The organism is Gracilibacillus sp. Marseille-QA3620 (assembly GCF_054950035.1).
On sequence record NZ_CM143102.1, the window covers coordinates 2411619 to 2429993 of the forward strand.

Below are 18375 nucleotides of genomic sequence, written 5' to 3' on the forward strand. Positions count from 1 at the left end.
TCCGGCAGGCGAATCAAATGAGATATGGACCATAAAGTCCCGTCATCATGACGATATTCAACCCGATATAATAGGAAATACCTGCATACAGTCCCATATCCTTATTGGTTACCAATTTATAAATTCCATAGGAAACGGCACTGATGACTAACGGCCAAATCACCATACTATTCGGGAATGTCAAATAGTCAGGCGCCATCGAGAATAAGCTGTCCGACAATACACTGTTAAAAACATATAAGACGGTTCCAACATAGAGAAGGATGCCCACCGGCTCTATCCAGCCTTTATGATTCTCAAATTCTTCCTTACGCAAAAACATCATAACTGTGTAGAAAATCAATGAAGGAATAACCCAAATCATCCCAAAGAAAAGCATGATAAGGCTGCTGAAAACACCACTGATGAAGTCATATAGGGCCATACGGTAATCCTCTTTCGTCTTCACCATGGAAGATTCGACATACCCATTCCCATTAAAGGTGCCATAGGTTTGATATTGCTTTCCGCCATAGGTTTGCCAAAGAATATGGTTTTCTCCCGCCCACATTGGGCTTAAGCTCGTATCGGCTGAGGTGCTTCTTCTAAAACCTACCCACTCTCCGTCCTGCTTTGTGTTAGCGAAGTAGACATTATAGCCGGATTTTTTCCCCTCTCTTTGCCCTTCAGATACAAATAGCAGCTCCAGTTCCCCATCCAGATAACGCATATTGAAATAGCGCGGATTAGCTAATCGTGCACCATTGCTTCCATCTGTGAAAAGCATCCGTTCATCCCTATTCACCTGAAAATCCTTCGGGTTAAAGGTAATGAGATTAGCGTTATTTGTTCGTTCTCCTTGCGACATCTTAAATGTTTCAATTAAGATGGATGCTTCCTGACCATTAGAATCATAGAGGATATTTTCTATAGTCGCGTTGTTTGATGAAGACCAAGCATACAGCTCGTTCAGTTCTTTCCCTTCCATTAAATAGAATTGAATATCAAGCGGAGTCGGGTTGGTTGCAACTAAAATACTTCCATCCCCATCAGCGGATTTAACATGACTGATTGGGTCCTTTACAGTCACTAATACACTATTCTTTTGTTTACCTGTTTCATAGAGATAAATCTCGTTTTCGTTCCAATAGAGAATGTTTTCATTCGTCGGATAAAAGGAGTGAACCTCCTCATCAATGAGGGTTGACTTCCCATTTTCATATAATTGCAATTTCTTGTCCTGTAAATAGAAGAAGCGCTGTCCATCTCCCCAAACCGGTGTGTCGACATCAATACTAACCGGAATCACGGTTTCTTTGATTGTCTTATAGTTCTGATCTGTTATCGTATACCTAACTTGATCATCACTCGGCAAGTACATATGAATCTCTTTATTCTTAGTAAAGCTGTATTGCTGCATCGGGTATTTAGAAGCCCCCTCTACCTTGGAGGCACGGCCCCACCCTTCATCTGGCAAGGTAACCGCTAAATTAACATTATAAAAGTAATACAAGCCAAAAAGAGCCAACAGAATGACTATTGGCAGCACCTTTGCCTTTTTATTCAACACTTTCCCCCCCTAATGACTATTGATTCTATTTCTCACTAGACCCCAACTGATTATAGCACAATTGTTAATAAATGTATGTAATTTTTAAAATATTCAAATCATTACAAAAGACTATTCACAAAAGGGTTTTTGTGTTAACTTATAATCAATATTAGTTAACTTATTTATTGAGGAGGAAAAAAGTGCGCCGTTCAAAAACAAAAAATATGATGATAATCGCGATGTATGCGGCTATTCTCTCTATTTTGGCTCAGGTCACAATCCCGCTTCCGCTTATTCCCATCACTGGACAGACGTTAGCAGTCGGACTTATTGCTACCATCATTGGTTCCCGGTTTAGTACATATACCGTCCTCATCTATCTTGCACTAGGGACCATTGGAATTCCTGTCTTTTCAGGATTTACCAGCGGCCTTGGTGTTCTATTCGGACCGACGGGAGGTTATTTATTCGGCTTCATCCCCGCCGCTTTCCTGACTGGTTATTGGTTAGAGAAGAGAGGGTTCACGATTACTCAAGCCATCATAGCCAATTTAATTGGTATGATTGTCACATTGATCTTTGGGGCTCTTTGGCTGAAAACAGCCGCTTCATTATCCTGGAATGCAGCTTTACTAACGGGTATTACGCCGTTTGTCCCAGTTGGCATTCTTAAAGCCATGATGGCTGCCTACTTAGGAATCTTAATTCGAAAAAGACTGTTTTCTGCCAAACTTCTGCCAGCTGCCCAGTAAACATGCCGTGTACGGACCTTTTACGAGAGAGAAAAAAAGGCAAAAATCGTGGAAATATGATAAAATGTCATTTTATCTCACCGTAAAGGAGGTTCTGAATTGAAAAAGAAAGTATTGGCAATTGTCACAAGCCACGGAACGATGAAAAAGGATACAGATAAAACCGGGTTATGGTTCAGTGAACTCGTGCATTTCTATGATGTCGTAAGAGTCGCTGGGTTCCCGATTGATATAGTGAGCATCAATGGAGGCAAGGTGCCGATTGACCCAAAAAGCCTGCTTCCGGTCATCATGGACCAAACATCAAAAACCTATCATCTCGACCCTTATTTCATCAGTAAGCTTGATCACTCATTGCCACTTGAAGAGATCAATGGACAGGATTATGATTGTGTCTTCTTTGCCGGAGGTCATGGTACCCTATGGGATTTCCCTGAATCAAAGAAAATCCAAGAAATTACGGCCGCAATCTATGAAAATGGCGGTCTCGTAACAGCTGTCTGCCATGGACCTGCAGCATTACTTCGCACGCGCTTATCAGATGGCACCCACCTTCTTGAGAATGTCGAAGTGACCGGGTATTCAAATATAGAAGAAAAACTGATATTCCAAGGGGGAAAAATTCCTTTTTATCTTGAGGATGAACTGCGGTCTGTCGCCAAGTCCTATAAGAAATCAACGATTCCTTTCACCAGTCATGTGGTGGAGGACAAACGAATCATCACCGGACAAAATCCGCAAAGTGCGCGGGCAGTGGGCGAGAAAACCTTAAAAATCCTGCAAGCGCATGTATATCAATAAGAGTTCTGTCAAAGAACGTTCGATAAAAAAGCCGATTCACTCCTCCTGCTTCGTCAGGAAGGTCTGAATCGGCTTTCTTTATATTGATTATAGGGGCAAAATATATAGGAAAATGGATAGAAAATGGAGAATGGAGGCAACGAGTACCATTAAATGCCATACAGCATGATGATACGGAAAACCTCTCCATACGTAGAAAATAGACCCTAATGTGTATAAAAGCCCCCCATAAATAAGCATCTGCAGCCCCATCGGCGGCACCGCTTGTGAAAGGGGCTCCCACGCTACCACAATCATCCATCCCATGACAATATAAATTAAGGTGGAAATGATCATTAATTTCCTTAAGAAAAACGCCTTAAAGATAATGCCCAAAAAGGCTAATCCCCATACAAGAGCCAGCAGCGTATATCCCGTCTTGCCGCCTATGGCAATTACCGCATAGGGTGTGTAGGTACCTGCAATAAACAAGTAGATGGATGTATGGTCAAATAACTCCAAGACCATTTTCGTCTTTCCTTCAGGAAATGCATGACATAATGTCGAAAAGGTAAATAGCATCAGCATGGAAATTCCATATATCAGGACAATCGCGAGCCTGCCAGTTGCTCCGTTTACGACAGTATTCGTAATCATGAGCACTAAAGCTGCAATGGAAAGTCCAACTCCTATCCCGTGTGTAATGGCATTCACTACTTCTTCTTTCTTCGTATACGTATAGACACGATCCATGACATGGCTCCCTTCATGTTTTCTAAGTCTATTCCCGTTTATAAGTTTTTTTAGCATCAAATCATTCATTTTTTTCAAAATTTGATGTGATTCAACAAAATCTTTTGTATGACCTACTCTAGGTCTAACCTCCGAAGCAGCTCAGGCCATATTCGCATAATATCCGATGCCAGCATAGCACTCGGTGCATGATTCTCACTATAAAGCTCTGCTGTCTTCCCATGAAGATAAACACCATTCATAATGGCTGCTTTCCGGTACCCTTGAGTTAGGAGCCCTAGCAGGATTCCTGTTAAGGTATCCCCTGTCCCGCCTTTGGATAATCCCCTGTTTCCTGTAATATTTACATAGCCAGTTCCGTCGGGAAAAGCAATAACCGTATTCACTCCTTTCAGCACGACTGTTACCTGATGTTTGACCGCATAATCGCTTGCTGTCTGAATCCGGTTCTCATTCACTTCCACGGCGGTTTTCCCTGCTATCCTTGCCATTTCTCCTGGGTGTGGTGTCAAAATAATAGGACCCTTCCGCTGTTTTGGATAGCTGCGCTCTGAGAGGGCTCCTGCGTCTAGGATAAGCGGATAATCTGTTTCATTAAGATAGGCAGCAATCAACTCCTCTAGTGATTCATCAGGATTGATGCCTGGTCCAATGGCCACAGCTGTATACTTCTGCGTTAAATCCTGCTGCCAGTTTGATTTCGAACGATCTACATATGTAGCCTCAGGCAGGGAAATGGTGCATTTATGCACTACTTCTTCCTCTGTTGCAATCACAAGCTTTCCGATTCCTGCACGCATAGCCCCTGTTCCAGCGAGCAAAGCACAGCCAGGCATCTGCCTGCTTCCAGCAATCAGCAAACCAGTCCCGAACGTTCCTTTATGTGGATTTTCCTCCTCGACATGCCATGTTGCCCTTACATCATCCTCCGTCCAAATCCGGAATCTCGCCTGCGAAGGGAGCCCAATATCCACAATATGCAATTCGCCATAATAGGTGCTTGACGGATACAAGAAAGCAGATGGTTTAGCCCCATGAAGACAGAAGGTGTGATCCGCCTTAAAGGCTGCCTGTACTCTTCCATAGTCTGCTTCTGTTCCAGAGGGAACGTCGATCGCCATCTTTAAGGCCTTGGAGTCCATCCATTGCTGGTGCAATCGATTCATCTCCTCCGTGAAAGGCGGCCTGAATCCTATTCCAAATAGACCATCTATTAAGACGTCATAATTCCCGTCCAACTGGCTTGAATAAGCATATCCCAAGCTTTGATAATAGGCCAAATGATCATGAGCCACTTGTGTAGACGGAATACCTAATGGGAAAATCAGCTCTGCCTTAAACCCGTGGTTCTTCAAAAGGCGTGCAAGAACAATTCCATCGCCTCCATTATTCCCGCTGCCTGCGAGAATACCGATTCTCTGTTCCTTATCTAGAAGCTTCTTCATTCCCTCAAACAGAGCATGTCCGGAATTCTCCATTAAGGTATTGATAGATAATCCGTTTGCATCTGCTGTTTGGTCACTATCCCTTATCTCCCTTGCAAAATAGATATTCATAATGAGCAAACCTCCTTTGAAATTATTATACAATAATAACTATTATTAGTCTGAAAATTTTGTTTGTTTTCGAAACAACCTTTTATATATCCCCTGCATATCCATAAAAAAAGCATTCAGATTATGGATTCTGAATGCCTTTATATCCTTAATAATTAACGGCTCTCCACAGTAATCAGTCTTTTGATGGATTGGATCTGCCCAAGATGCATGGCTTCATGATGCAGGATCAAATGGAATAATTCTTCCCGGTCTTCAATCTTCAGGCTCGGAATAGGACTTGAAATCTTTTCGCTCCAAAATTCTTTCGGTAAGTCCTCAATCCTTCTTTCCTGTGTCTCTAATTGTTTTATCAGTTCCTCTAGGGAAGGAGCACTTCTCTGCCATCTTGAAGGAGCTGTCCCACTCTCAAAAAAGCTTGCATACAACTTAGGAACAGGAGAGCTTCCCTCTGGATATCCAAATAGAAAACTCTCTGCGCTGACTAAAAGATGACCCAGCTGCCACCTGATAGTATTAGAGAATCCCTCTGGTTGAAAGTCCGCTTCAGGTTCCGATAAATCACTCACAACCTCTTTCAATTTTTTACGTGTCAGATAAAATTGATTTTTCATTCCGGCTGTTTTCATCAAATTCCCTCCCGATGCAACTGAATAGTCCACATATGTGGCCATGTTCATTCATACCCGCTAACAGCTTTTGGAAAACAACATCAAACTTTAGTGCTTTATTCCTGCAACAAATGTTCCAATCCCTTCTCTGTCTTGATGATGCAGGGCATCCACGATTTTCGAACCGACAATGACCCCGTCACAAAAGGTCAGCAGGGTATTAGCCGTCTGCGGATTGGAAATTCCGAACCCTGCATAAACAGGTGTGTCAGTCATTTCCTTCAGCCTCTGGACTCTTTCTCGTAAATAGTTCTGTTCGAGCTCAGCCTTCTCCCCTGTCACACCATTTACGGTAACGGCATATAAGAACCCCTCAGCCCTGCTGCTTAAAGCCTGCAATCGTTCCAATGATGCCGTCAGCGGTACTAACCGGATCAAGACGATGCCCGTATCATTTAGCGGCTCCTTAAAGAGTGCTTCCTCCTCCAGCGGGACATCCGGTATTATACAGCCTGAAATCCTTGCATTCGCAGCCTCCCTTGCAAAGTGTTCCGGCCCCATTTGCATGATTGGATTGGCATAGGTCATGATAATGAGCGGAACTGAAAATTCATGCTTAGAGAGTTCTGATAAGACGCCTCTTAAGTTCACTCCTGCCTTGAGCGCACGCAGGCCAGCTTCCTGAATACTTGGACCATCAGCTACGGGGTCAGAGAAAGGTATCCCAATTTCAACTGCCGCTGCACCAATTCCTTCCAGATAACGAATCGTTTCAGACAGCTGTTCTAAGCCGCCGTCTCCTGCCATGATATATGGGATAAAACCTTTGTCTCCGTTATCTTTACGTTTTTGTAATTGGTCAGTCAGTTTATTGCTCATTCTCTTCCCCTCCCAGTTCTTTTATGACCGTATCCATATCTTTATCCCCCCGACCTGACAGGCAGACAATGACAGATTGCTCATGGCTCATCTGCGGGGCTCTTTTCATCACCTCAGCAATCGCATGAGAGCTCTCGAGTGCTGGAAGGATTCCTTCCTTGGAAGTGAGAAGCATGAACGCCTCCAATGCTTCATGATCTGTAATGGATGTATATTCTATCCTGCCGATATCCTTTAAGTAGCAATGCTCTGGTCCGACACCTGGATAGTCAAGTCCTGCAGAGATTGAATGGGCTTCTTGTATTTGACCACTATCATCCTGAAGTAAATACATATAGGCCCCATGAAGAATCCCCTTTTTTCCCTTCGTGATGGAAGCTGCATGATAATCCGTATCCACACCCTTGCCAGCCGCCTCGACACCAATCAACTCGACCGTCTTATCCGGCAAGAAATGATAAAACATCCCCATTGCATTGCTTCCACCGCCAATACAGGCCACCACCGCATCAGGCAATGTCCCGACAAGTCTAAGCATCTGCTCCCTTGCCTCCTTACTAATTACACTCTGGAAATCACGTACAATTAATGGGAAAGGATGCGGGCCAAGAACCGACCCCATTAAATAATGGGTATCCTCAATATGAACCACCCAATAACGCAAGGCTTCATTGACCGCGTCCTTCAATGTTTTACTTCCTGATGTAACCGGCACGACCGTTGCCCCAAGCAGCTCCATCCTGATAACGTTTTGCTTTTGCCTTGCAATATCCTTTTCCCCCATAAAAATGATTGGCTCAAGACCTAGTAAAGCACAGACAGAAGCTGTCGCTACCCCATGCTGGCCGGCACCTGTCTCTGCGACGACCCTTTTCTTGCCCATCTTCTTCGCCAGGAGTGCCTGGCCGAGTGTGTTATTGATTTTGTGTGCACCCGTATGGTTTAAATCCTCTCTTTTCAAATAAATTCTTGGTCCTCCTAAATGCTCAGTTAAGTTCTTCGCATAATAGAGCGGTGTTTCCCGGCCGACATAATTCTTCAATAAGGATTGATATTCACTTTGAAAATCATCACTCACTCCAATTCTCTCATAGGCTTCCTCTAGCTCCAATAGGGCTGGCATCAAGGTCTCCGGGACAAATTTGCCCCCATACTCGCCATATCTTCCGTTATTGTTCTTTTCTGCTTGCACTGTCATTACACCATCTCCTCCCTCTTTACTGCATCGATAAACGCCTTCATTAAGGCTGGGTTCTTCACTCTATCTGTTTCTACCCCGCTTGATACATCCACCATATAAGGATGAACGATTTGTATGGCATCCCTAACATTAGCTGGGTTTAAACCGCCTGCCAAAATTACCTTATCGTCTCCAAGGCCAATACCGCGAACCTGCCTCCAGTCAAAGGCAATCCCCATTCCGCCCCTTGCCTTCCCACCACCTGTATCCAGAAGATAATAATCTGCCTTTCCATACTTTTGGAGGAAAACATTCTCTCCTGCAATGACCGGTATGGAACGAATGATGGGCAAACCGATGATTTCATAATCAGCGGTGTATTCGTCTCCATGTAATTGAATGGCATCGAGTCCGCAGAACCCGGCAATCTCATTCACCATGAGCGGATGCTCATTGACGAAAACGCCCACCTTCAGATACTCTTTTGGGACATTCTCCGTTATGGCCCGAACATCCGCCGGTGTGATGCGCCTTTTACTGTCAGCGAATACAAACCCCAATGCATCAGCTCCCAGTCTGACAGCAGTTTGAGCATCTTCACCTGTTTGAATGCCGCAAATCTTCACGTTCATCATAAGGGCCTTCTTTCAATTTGGCCGATCTCGGCCAGAAACTCTTCTGGACGGGGATGTTTCATGCAAGCTTCTCCGATTAAGACGGCATCCACACCTGCTGCGGCAACCCGCTCACAATCCTCCCTGCTCTTAATGCCGCTCTCACTGACAACAATTATTGATGGGTCTGTAATCAGGCGCATGAGCGATTCCGTTGTGGAGAGATTGGTTGAAAACTCATGCAGATTCCGGTTATTGATTCCAATTAAATCAGGCTTCAAGGTCATGGCTGCCTCTAAATCCTTTTCATCATGAATCTCTAACAAGACCTCTAGACCGAGCCTGCGGGCGTGATTATATAAAATAACAAGCTTATCCTGATCAAGTATTCGGACAATAAGGAGAATGATTCCTGCTCCTGCCTGATAAGCCTGATTGATCTGCCTTTCCTCAATAATGAAGTCCTTGCATAGGACTGGCAGATTCACTTCCTTTGCCACCTTTTGCAAATCACTCATATGCCCATTGAAATAAAGTTCATCTGTAAGAACAGAGATGCCGTCCGCTCTGCCCTGAGCATATTTATTCGCCATAAAAACCGGCTCAACTGAGTGATTGATTGCTCCAAGGGAGGGAGAGGAACGTTTGAATTCTGCCAGGATTCCAAGAGTATGCTTATTGCGGACCCGTTCTGTGAAGCTGTTCATCGGCCGCTCCCTTCTCTGGGACAATCCTAATGTCTCTAGCTGCCCATCAGCCAAGTATTCCTTTTTGCTTTCGACGATTTTCGTTAAATAATCTGACATTCGTCTTCCTCCATTCTTGTGCCATACTGCTTTAATGCCTCGTATTTCCGCAGCGTTTCTCCTGAATCAATCAACTTCCCAGCCACATGAATTCCTTCGGCAAATGATGCCGCCTTCTCTGCCACATAAAGACCAATGGCGGCATTCAGGAGGACTGCATCCCTGTAAGCACTCCGCTCTCCCTTCAGCAAATGGATGAGAATTTCTGCATTCTCTGTAGGACCACCGCCTTTAAGAGCTTCATTCGCAATCACAGGCAAGCCAACTTGCTCAGGATGAAGATGAATTCGGCGCATACTCCCTCTATCAATCAAGACAATCACATTATCTCCGCTGAGAGATGCTTCATCCATCCCTCCCGCACCACGAATAACAGCTGCCCTCTTCCTTCCGGCTTTCACTAAAGTCCGCCCATATACCTCAAGCAAACTTTCGTCATAAATACCGACCACCTGATAGTCAAGCGGGACCGGATTCGTCAATGGTCCAATGACATTAAAAACAGTTGGGATCTTCAACTGCTTTCTAACAGCAGCAACATTCTTTAATCCTGGGTGAATATGCCCGGCATTCAGAAATACGAGATTATGCTCCTCCAATTGTCTTCTTGCCTCGGCCTCATCATTCAATGTATTGATCCCAAGTGACTGCAGCACATCCATGCTTCCTGATCTGCTGGTCATATTCCGGTTTCCGTTTTTAGCCATCTTGATGCCTGCACTTGCAAGGAGAAAGGCTGCTGCTGTGCTAATATTAAAGCTATTGCTATGGTCGCCTCCTGTCCCGCAATTGTCCATTGCCCCATGAATATCGGCCAGCTTATGGCTCGATGCTTTGCGGATAGTCTCAGATATGACATATAAATCCTCTTCATCTGCTTGATGGCTTGGATGATTCATTCCCATAAGAAAGGCAGCGATTTCCGCCTCTGAGCACGCAGATGTCATGAGCGCCTTGACCGCCTCCTCCAGCGTTTCTCCCCGAACCCTTTCTCCTCTGCTCAACACTCGTAGATATTCATGCATATATAACCCTCTCCTTTTGATTTAATGAAAGAAAATTCATTAATAGCTGTTTGCCAATCGGTGTACCAATGGATTCAGGATGAAATTGCACCCCATAAAGCGGATACTGCTTATGCGCGATTCCCATGATTTCCTGATCATCCTCTGAAACAGCTGTTTGTTCAAAGCATTCCGGAAGGCTTCCACGCTTAATGACGAGCGAATGGTATCTCATCGCCTCAAAGCTTGGTTCAATGCCTTCAAAAATCCCGCCTGATTGATGAATCATTCTGGAGCACTTTCCATGCTTTATTTGCCTTGCCCTTGTGATCGTCGCCCCGAAAAGCTGTCCAATCAGCTGATGCCCAAGACAAACGCCGAGAATGGGAACATCCTTATAAAAAGCTTTGACCACCTCAGCACAAATTCCACTGTCCTCCGGTCTGCCAGGACCTGGCGAAAGAATAATGGCATCCGGCCTCATCAATGCCACCTCACGAACTGAGAGGGCATTATTCCTTCTCACCACTACTTCTTCTCCCAGTTCGAGACAAAGCTGATACAGGTTATACGTAAACGAATCAACATTATCGATCAGTAAAATCATTTAAGGCAACCTCCTTTAAACCTGCTTTATGAAGCGTTTCATACCATTCATTTTCTGGAATGGAATCATGAACGATTCCCGCCCCAGATTGGCGATGGATTCTTCCATCCTTTACGACCGCCATCCGAATAGCGAGAGCCAAATCCATCCTGCCTTCAAAGGAAATAAATCCGACACCGCCGCCATATGCCCCTCTTTTCTCCTGCTCATGCGCCGAGATTAGCTCCATTGCCTTAATCTTCGGAGCACCTGAGACCGTTCCCGCAGGCAGACAGGCTTTCACAGCATCTAACGGGTGAATTGTATCTGCCATCGTACCCGTAATCTCTGAAACTAAGTGAATGACATTCTTATATTTCTCAATCTGCATGAAACGGTGAAGCCTAATGCTCTCTTTTCGGCAAATCCTGCCAAGGTCATTTCTAGCCAAATCAACAAGCATCAAATGCTCCGCCTTTTCCTTTTCATCAGAGAGCAGCTCCTCTATCAGCTGTTCATCCTCTCTTAGTGAACTTCCTCTCCTCCGCGTCCCCGCAATTGGATTGGAATGGATAACCCCTTGATCAACGGCAAGCAGTCGTTCAGGTGAACAGCCAAAAACCTCGCAATCCTCGAAGGGAAGATAAAAGCTGAAGGAGGTTGACTGCTGTTCTTTCATCTCCCTAAAGCAGGCCAGGCTTGAACCATGAAAAACTCCCGTCCACCTTTGGGATAGCACAGCTTGAAAGATGTCGCCTTCCCTGATGTGATTTTTAATCGATTCGACCGCTTTCATAAAGGAGGCTTTCGTTGAGTTGCTGGTTAATGAACCAATCGAATAAGCGGCTTTCTCTTTCCCCCGCTCTCCAGCACAAGCTTGATCAAGCACACTTGCCATCTGTTCCTCCGCTTCCTCCGGTGAAATAGAGCTGCCGTACTGAATATGAATCTGCTGACACTCTTCTTCGTCATTACCGCTGAACACGATATAATCTGAATGAAATAGCAGATGCAGATCATTCATACCCAGCGGGTCATCAGCCGGTATCTCTAAGTCCTCAAATTGAAAGGAGTAGGAATATCCGAAGTAGCCAATCGCCCCTCCTGCAAATGGAAGGGAGGATACTTCCTCACCTTGACTCGTCAGCCAGCTCTTCATATAGTCTTGGGCATCCTCCGAAATGATTTCCGTCGCCCCCTTAGACTTAACGGTTAAAATACCATCCCTTTGGACCACTTCAGCGTGCACATTAAAGGCAAGAATCCGCAGCCTTCCATGTTCAAGCGTCGGAAACTCTAATATGGCAACGTCCTTCATCCTTTCAAGCGCATAGGCTTTCTGTCTTTCTTCTCCTGAAATCATTCGTTTAAATACTTGCCGCTCCCTCATTCCTAATCTCCTCCAAATAAAAAATCCTCCATAAGCATAGAAACATGCTTATGGAGGACGTATGATCGTGGTGCCACCCCCGTTAGGACTCTATTCAGGTACGGAAAAATAGTTCGATACCCTATCCTTTTAACGGCGGAAACCCGGATTTCCCTACTGACGGTTCAAGAAATCACTCGAAAGCCCATTCACGGAAAGCCAGCATGCCGGTTCTCACCATTCCCGGCTCTCTGATATGCATCACTTACCGCTACTCCTCTTTCTTAACGTGTTAATCTAATTTAATTGTATACAAAAAGGGTCTTCCATCCTTATCAGATAAGGACGGAAGACCCGCGGTGCCACCTTAATTGATTGTCAAAAAGAACAATCCACTTTGAGACAGCTAGCTTCAACTGTCTGGCATTATATAACGGCTGCCACCACCGTTCAGGGCATACTAATCCACTAAATAAATGTTCTGCCTGAAAGCTCAGAAGTCCATTCACCAAAGAATTCGTACCGGTTCCCACCAGCCACCGGCTCTCTAAAACTCCTTCAAGGGCTACTCCTCTTCTTCAACGCCAATAATCTTATTCAACATATATAACGTTGGAATATATCCAATAACATCCATTGGTTTGATTTATCATAATTTAATTATTCTGAATTGTCAACCGATATTTTCAAAAATAATCCATCTAATCTTTTTAAATACTCATAATGAATTGACAAAACAGAGGACTCTCTCTTTATTCTGAAATGGTACGTATAAAAGGTCTTAAGTTTCCAATAGAATGAATTGGTCATCTTTCATTCTATGAATCACACAATTATTAACAACCTCGAACTCGCATAATCTTTCTTCTATGGTTTTACCTGTGCTGTCTTTAAAAATGTCCTCTCTATCGTAGTGAGGAAACACCATAAGTTCTACCAGGTTTAAACCGGTTAAATCTTCAAGGTTTACGTTATTCATTTCTGGCGTGAAAAATTGTACAATATGAATATTTGGTCCTAAAACGATAGCACCAGCACTGACACCAACAAATATTATATTTTGTTGGGATAAACGCCTAAAGATTTCTTCGGAACCGCTTCTTTTAATATGGAGTAATAAATGAAATGGATTTCCACCATTTATATAGATTACATCACAATTTAAAAGGACCTTTGGATCATCGTACTCTAAATCAAGAAAATTAATGAAGTTAAACCCCATATCTCTGAAATCATTGTATGCTTTTTGAACATATTTATTTTGTTCTTTTATCGGTGAGGCAGTTGTAATGATTGAAACCCTTAATTCACTTATTTTCCCACCAACTTCTTTTAGGAAAGTTGCTTTCATCTCATCAGTATGAAAACCATTAGAAGTTAAGAATAATTTCCCAACAATGATTACCTCCCCTCTATCCAATTAGTTGTCAGCCATTTTAACATGTTATCTAGGTAACGAAAACAGTAAAAAAAGAACAGCCATCAAAATGGCTGTTCTCTCCTTCATATAATCAACCTTCAAGCAATAAGCTTTCAGGATCTTCTACTAATTTCTTGATATTGGCTAAGAAGCTAACCGCTTCTGCTCCATCAACGATTCGGTGGTCATAGGAAAGGGCAATGTACATCATTGGACGATTTTCAATAGTTGTCTCGTCAATCGCAATTGGACGTAGCTTGATGCCATGCATTCCTAGAATACCGACCTGTGTACCATTTAAGATTGGTGTAGACATAAGGGATCCGAATACACCGCCGTTTGTGATGGTGAATGTGCCGCCCTGCAAATCTTGAAGGGCCAATTTATTATCGCGGGCCTTCTTCGCAAGGGTACCGATTTCTTTTTCGATTTCAGCGAAATTCATACGGTCTGCATCTCTTACGACTGGTACAACCAATCCTTCTGGCGCAGATACCGCTACACCGATATCATAATATTTCTTGATAAGCAGCTCATCCCCTTGGATTTCCGCATTTAGCATCGGGAATTTCTTCAATGAGCCGACAACCGCTTTTGTAAAGAACGACATGAATCCAAGCTTCACATCATTTTCTTTCAAGAAGGCATCCTTCCGTTTATTACGCAGGTTCATGATATTCGTCATGTCCACTTCATTGAAGGTAGTCAGCATCGCTGTATTGTGTTGAACCTCAACCAAGCGTTTAGCGATTGTTTGACGTCTTCTAGACATTTTCACGCGCTCTTCCGGTTTTCCGGATGGAGCCGGTTTTGCCTCTGGTGCTTTTTTCGGTTCTGGTTTTGCGGCCTTCGGAGCTTGCGCTTTATTTGGATCAAAGGATTCCACATCTTGCTTTCGCACACGTCCAAGCGGATCAACCGTTGGTACTTCAGATAGATCAATGCCTTTTTCACGCGCTAGTTTTCGGGCAGAAGGAGAAGCGACAGTCTGCTGGCCTTTTTTCACTTCCTGCTCAGGTGCTGGTTTACTTTGCTGTTCTTCTTGAGGTGCTTCTGCTTGTTTTGGTTCTTCCTTCTTCGGTGCAGGGGCACTTCCGCCGCCCTCTCCGTCTACAATGGCAATGGCTTCACCTACTAATACAGTGTCACCTTCCTCTTTTAATTGTTCCTTTAACACACCTGCATACTCAGAGATGATTTCCACATTTACTTTATCTGTTTCGAGTTCAACAATATAATCCCCTTTTTCAACTGTGTCACCCGGTTGTTTAAGCCACTGGGCTATTGTTCCCTCTGTAATTGATTCTGCCAATTCTGGTACGATAACTTCTGCCATTTTCTTTTTCCTCCTCTATTCGCGTGTAAGTGCACTTGTGATGATACGATTTTGAGCTTTTTTATGAATCGTTGGATCTCCCTCTGCTGGAGATGAACGTCTTCTTCTTCCGATATAATCCACTGTTACCCCTTCTGGTGCTGCCGCAATTAAACGCGGTTCAACAAATGTCCAGGCACCCATATTCTTCGGTTCCTCTTGTACCCACATGATTTCTTTCAAATTAGGGTAGGAATCGAACAACTCTTTCACACCCGCAAATGGGAATGGATAAATCTCTTCGATTCTGACAATATGGAGCCAGTCCATATCTTCTTTTCCTTCGACTGCCTGTGCAAGATCAATCGCCATCTTACCAGTTGCACATAGGATTCTCTCAACAGCTTTTTTGTTTTTGCCGAGGCCGGGCTGCTCGATAAAGGATTTGAATTCTCCTTCACTGAACTCCTGCGGCTCACTCGCCACAACTTGATTTCTAAGTAAGCTCTTAGGTGTCATTAAGACGAGTGGACGAACCTCTTCCTTGCCTAGAATAGAAGCTTGTCTTCTTAAAATATGGAAATATTGAGCCGCACTGCTCAAATTCGCTACAGTCCAGTTATTTTCTGCCGCTAGAGACAGGAAACGTTCCAAACGAGCACTGGAGTGTTCTGGTCCTTGTCCCTCATATCCATGCGGAAGTAGCATGACAAGACCGGACTTTTGTCCCCATTTCGCCCTGCCGGCTGCGATGAACTGGTCAAAGAATACTTGAGCCGTATTGGCAAAGTCTCCATATTGTGCTTCCCAGAGAACAAGCGTGTCTTGAGAATACACATTGTAGCCGTATTCAAAGCCAATAACCGCTGCCTCAGATAATGGACTGTTATGGATCGCAAAGGATGCTTTCGCTCCTTCAAGCGTATGAAGAGGCGAGAATGTTTCACCTGTTTCAGAGTCATGCAGCACCAGGTTTCTATGGGCGAATGTTCCACGCTCTGAATCCTGTCCAGTCAGCCTGATTGGCGTACCATCCTTGATAATAGAAGCAAACGCAAGCGCCTCTGCCAATGCCCAATCCACTTTATTGCCCTCGTTTAAGGCATCGCTTCTTCTCATCAAAATTTTATCGAGCTTTTTGAAGACAGTGAAATTGTCTGGACGTTTAAGCAAATCTTGATTAATCTTTTGCAATTCACCCAGCTCTACCTTCGTCTCAACCTTTGGAATACCGGATTCAATAATCTTCGGTACATCTGCATCCTCTAGATTTGCATCCTGCTTCTCGCCGACTTGATTATAATAATCCTTCAGCATAGCCGCATGCTCATCCGCAAGGCGCTGCGCCTCTTCCTTCGTGATGACACCTTCTTCAACTAACCGCTCTGCATATACCTCCCGAGGAGTTGGGTGGGCATGCACAAGCTTGTACATTTCTGGATTGGTTGTCATCGGCTCATCCATTTCGTTATGGCCAAATCGTCTGTAGCCAATTAAATCAATTAGGAAGTCCTTTTTGAACTTCTCTCTATACTCATACGCCACAAGAGCTGCTGCAAGGACCGCCTCCGGATCATCGGCATTGACATGAATGATTGGAATTTCGAATCCTTTTGCAAGATCTGATGAATACCTTGTTGAACGGGAATCTCTGCTCTCTGTCGTGAAGCCAATCATATTGTTCGCAATGATATGAATCGTTCCGCCTGTTTGATAGCCATTCAGCTGACTTAAGTTAAGCGCCTCTGCCACAACACCCTGACCTGGGAATGCCGCATCCCCGTGAATAATGATTGCCATGCTCGCATTAGGATCATGAACCGGATAGCCGCTCTTCGCACGGTCATCCTGAGCTGCTCTTGTGAAACCATTGACAATCGGATTCACGAACTCAAGATGACTAGGGTTGTTCGCAAGGGAAATAACCGCTTCTCTTGTATTCTCTTCCTTAATTTTCCTATCAGCACCAAGATGGTATTTCACATCACCTGTCCAGCCAAAGGTAACCCCAATGGAACCTTCGGAAGGAACAAGCTCTTTATTTGGTGCATGCTGAAACTCAGAGAAAATGTTTTTGTACGGTTTACCCAACACATGGGCAAGCACATTCAATCTTCCTCTGTGAGCCATTCCGATATTAATAGACTTCGTTCCGCCTCGAACCGATTTAGACACGATTTCATCTAAAAGAGGCACAAGGGAATCAACACCCTCTATAGAGAAACGCTTCTGGCCGACAAACGTCTTATGAAGGAACTTCTCAAATCCATCTACTTCTGTCAAACGTTTCAGAATTCTCTTCTTCTTCTGATCCGGAAGCTTAAACCCTGAAGCCGTACTTTCTACCATCTGCGTAAGCCATTTCTTTTCATTGAGGTCATGCACATGATCCAATTCAAATGCAATCGTCCTCGTATAAAGCATTTTCAAATATTCAATAGCTTCATAGCCATTAGTCAATTTTTTTGGAATAAATTCGCTGATTATCGACGCTGGCATCGCTTTCAAATCTTCGGTCGTTAAACCGTACTGTTTCAAGTCAAGATCGATGCCGTTTCGTTCCTTTTGATATAAAGGATAAATGTTCGCGGCCAAATGACCATTCGTGCGAATATCCTCTGCCAGCTTTACCGCTTGTGCAACCTTATAAAGAAAATCAGAAGCACCAAACCCCTTCGCAGTAAACGCTTGATTGCTGCTCTCCCTTACTTGACCAGCTTCCTCAACGACCGGAGGCCCCCACTGCTCAAATAAACTCGCTAATTCCGGATCCACCGAAGCCGGATCCGTTTCGAAAACTTCGTACATTTCCTGAACATATCCCAAGTTAGGACCTTGGAAATCGAGCCAAGGGTTTGTCGTATCAGGTGTATTAGGTTTCATCGAGAAATCCCCCTGTTATCCTTTGTTTTGCTTTAAACTTTCGACCAAAATACTATATTATAATAATCTTTATCCAAAAGTCGGAAGGATAAAACATTTCCGACATTATTCTACCATGATTTGGCTCTAAGACTCAAAGGTTTGAACTTAAAATTGAAAAAATTATGAACTTTATTGATTAAAAGAATGATATTGAAGTAATAATGAATAGCAATTCAGTTTTATAGGGGCGGAAAGGTAGGTTTTTGAGTGAGATCGGGCTGGTGGATTGATGAGTGTGATTACCTATTGTATACCTAATGATTACCTTTTGTATCTGTTATTTGGGAAAAGAGT

At 43.9% G+C, this 18375-nt stretch carries 16 protein-coding genes and 2 other annotated features; of the genes, 2 read left to right on the forward strand and 14 right to left on the reverse strand.

What is annotated here, in order from left to right; genetic code table 11:
* Positions 1-13: 13 nt before the first annotated feature.
* A complete protein-coding gene (locus ACY8DX_RS12160) occupies positions 14-1546 on the reverse strand; it encodes a hypothetical protein (RefSeq protein ID WP_462405261.1) in 1533 nt (510 codons plus the stop codon).
* A 209-nt stretch (positions 1547-1755) separates the two neighbouring features.
* Here ACY8DX_RS12160 and ACY8DX_RS12165 point away from each other — a divergent pair, with 209 nt between their 5' ends.
* Positions 1756-2283 (forward strand): biotin transporter BioY, encoded by a 528-nt coding sequence (locus ACY8DX_RS12165; protein ID WP_462406934.1) that lies wholly within the window; start codon positions 1756-1758, stop codon positions 2281-2283.
* A 99-nt stretch (positions 2284-2382) separates the two neighbouring features.
* Positions 2383-3084 (forward strand): type 1 glutamine amidotransferase domain-containing protein, encoded by a 702-nt coding sequence (locus tag ACY8DX_RS12170; protein WP_462405262.1) that lies wholly within the window; start codon positions 2383-2385, stop codon positions 3082-3084.
* A gap of 87 nt (positions 3085-3171) precedes the next feature.
* Here ACY8DX_RS12170 and trhA read toward each other — a convergent pair whose 3' ends face one another.
* The 13 genes from trhA to sucA all read right to left on the reverse strand — a co-directional run bounded on the left by trhA (position 3172) and on the right by sucA (position 18039).
* A complete protein-coding gene (gene trhA / locus ACY8DX_RS12175; protein WP_462405263.1) occupies positions 3172-3816 on the reverse strand; it encodes a PAQR family membrane homeostasis protein TrhA in 645 nt (214 codons plus the stop codon).
* A 113-nt stretch (positions 3817-3929) separates the two neighbouring features.
* The gene (locus ACY8DX_RS12180) at positions 3930-5372 is read right to left on the reverse strand and encodes an NAD(P)H-hydrate dehydratase (protein ID WP_462405264.1); all 1443 of its coding nucleotides are present in this window, start codon (positions 5370-5372) and stop codon (positions 3930-3932) included.
* Between the two features lie 155 nt (positions 5373-5527).
* The gene (locus ACY8DX_RS12185) at positions 5528-6001 is read right to left on the reverse strand and encodes a DinB family protein (protein ID WP_439802083.1); all 474 of its coding nucleotides are present in this window, start codon (positions 5999-6001) and stop codon (positions 5528-5530) included.
* Positions 6002-6091: 90 nt separating this feature from the next.
* The gene (gene trpA, locus ACY8DX_RS12190; protein WP_462405265.1) at positions 6092-6862 is read right to left on the reverse strand and encodes a tryptophan synthase subunit alpha; all 771 of its coding nucleotides are present in this window, start codon (positions 6860-6862) and stop codon (positions 6092-6094) included.
* Positions 6852-8060 carry a tryptophan synthase subunit beta gene (gene trpB / locus ACY8DX_RS12195; protein ID WP_462405266.1) on the reverse strand — a complete coding sequence of 403 codons (1209 nt, stop codon included), beginning with the start codon at positions 8058-8060 and terminating at the stop codon, positions 6852-6854. Before trpB ends, trpA begins: the two co-directional genes overlap by 11 nt.
* Positions 8060-8677, reverse strand: a complete 618-nt coding sequence (locus ACY8DX_RS12200; RefSeq protein ID WP_462405267.1) for a phosphoribosylanthranilate isomerase — start codon at positions 8675-8677, stop codon at positions 8060-8062. The genes trpB and ACY8DX_RS12200 overlap by 1 nt, the downstream gene beginning before the upstream one ends.
* Positions 8674-9462 (reverse strand): indole-3-glycerol phosphate synthase TrpC, encoded by a 789-nt coding sequence (gene trpC / locus ACY8DX_RS12205; RefSeq protein WP_462405268.1) that lies wholly within the window; start codon positions 9460-9462, stop codon positions 8674-8676. The genes ACY8DX_RS12200 and trpC overlap by 4 nt, the downstream gene beginning before the upstream one ends.
* Positions 9447-10487, reverse strand: a complete 1041-nt coding sequence (gene trpD / locus ACY8DX_RS12210) for an anthranilate phosphoribosyltransferase (protein WP_462405269.1) — start codon at positions 10485-10487, stop codon at positions 9447-9449. The genes trpC and trpD overlap by 16 nt, the downstream gene beginning before the upstream one ends.
* The gene (locus tag ACY8DX_RS12215) at positions 10480-11073 is read right to left on the reverse strand and encodes an anthranilate synthase component II (protein WP_462405270.1); all 594 of its coding nucleotides are present in this window, start codon (positions 11071-11073) and stop codon (positions 10480-10482) included. The genes trpD and ACY8DX_RS12215 overlap by 8 nt, the downstream gene beginning before the upstream one ends.
* The gene (locus ACY8DX_RS12220) at positions 11054-12442 is read right to left on the reverse strand and encodes an anthranilate synthase component I family protein (protein WP_462405271.1); all 1389 of its coding nucleotides are present in this window, start codon (positions 12440-12442) and stop codon (positions 11054-11056) included. The genes ACY8DX_RS12215 and ACY8DX_RS12220 overlap by 20 nt, the downstream gene beginning before the upstream one ends.
* Positions 12443-12492: 50 nt before the next feature.
* Positions 12493-12718 (reverse strand) — a binding site (T-box leader).
* 41 nt (positions 12719-12759) lie between these two features.
* Positions 12760-13012: a binding site (T-box leader), on the reverse strand.
* A 190-nt stretch (positions 13013-13202) separates the two neighbouring features.
* Complete coding sequence (locus ACY8DX_RS12225; protein WP_439802075.1) at positions 13203-13841, reverse strand: Type 1 glutamine amidotransferase-like domain-containing protein; 639 nt, start codon at positions 13839-13841, stop codon at positions 13203-13205.
* A 91-nt stretch (positions 13842-13932) separates the two neighbouring features.
* Complete coding sequence (gene odhB, locus ACY8DX_RS12230) at positions 13933-15177, reverse strand: 2-oxoglutarate dehydrogenase complex dihydrolipoyllysine-residue succinyltransferase (RefSeq protein ID WP_462405272.1); 1245 nt, start codon at positions 15175-15177, stop codon at positions 13933-13935.
* Between the two features lie 15 nt (positions 15178-15192).
* The gene (sucA, locus tag ACY8DX_RS12235; RefSeq protein WP_462405273.1) at positions 15193-18039 is read right to left on the reverse strand and encodes a 2-oxoglutarate dehydrogenase E1 component; all 2847 of its coding nucleotides are present in this window, start codon (positions 18037-18039) and stop codon (positions 15193-15195) included.
* Positions 18040-18375: the final 336 nt, after the last annotated feature.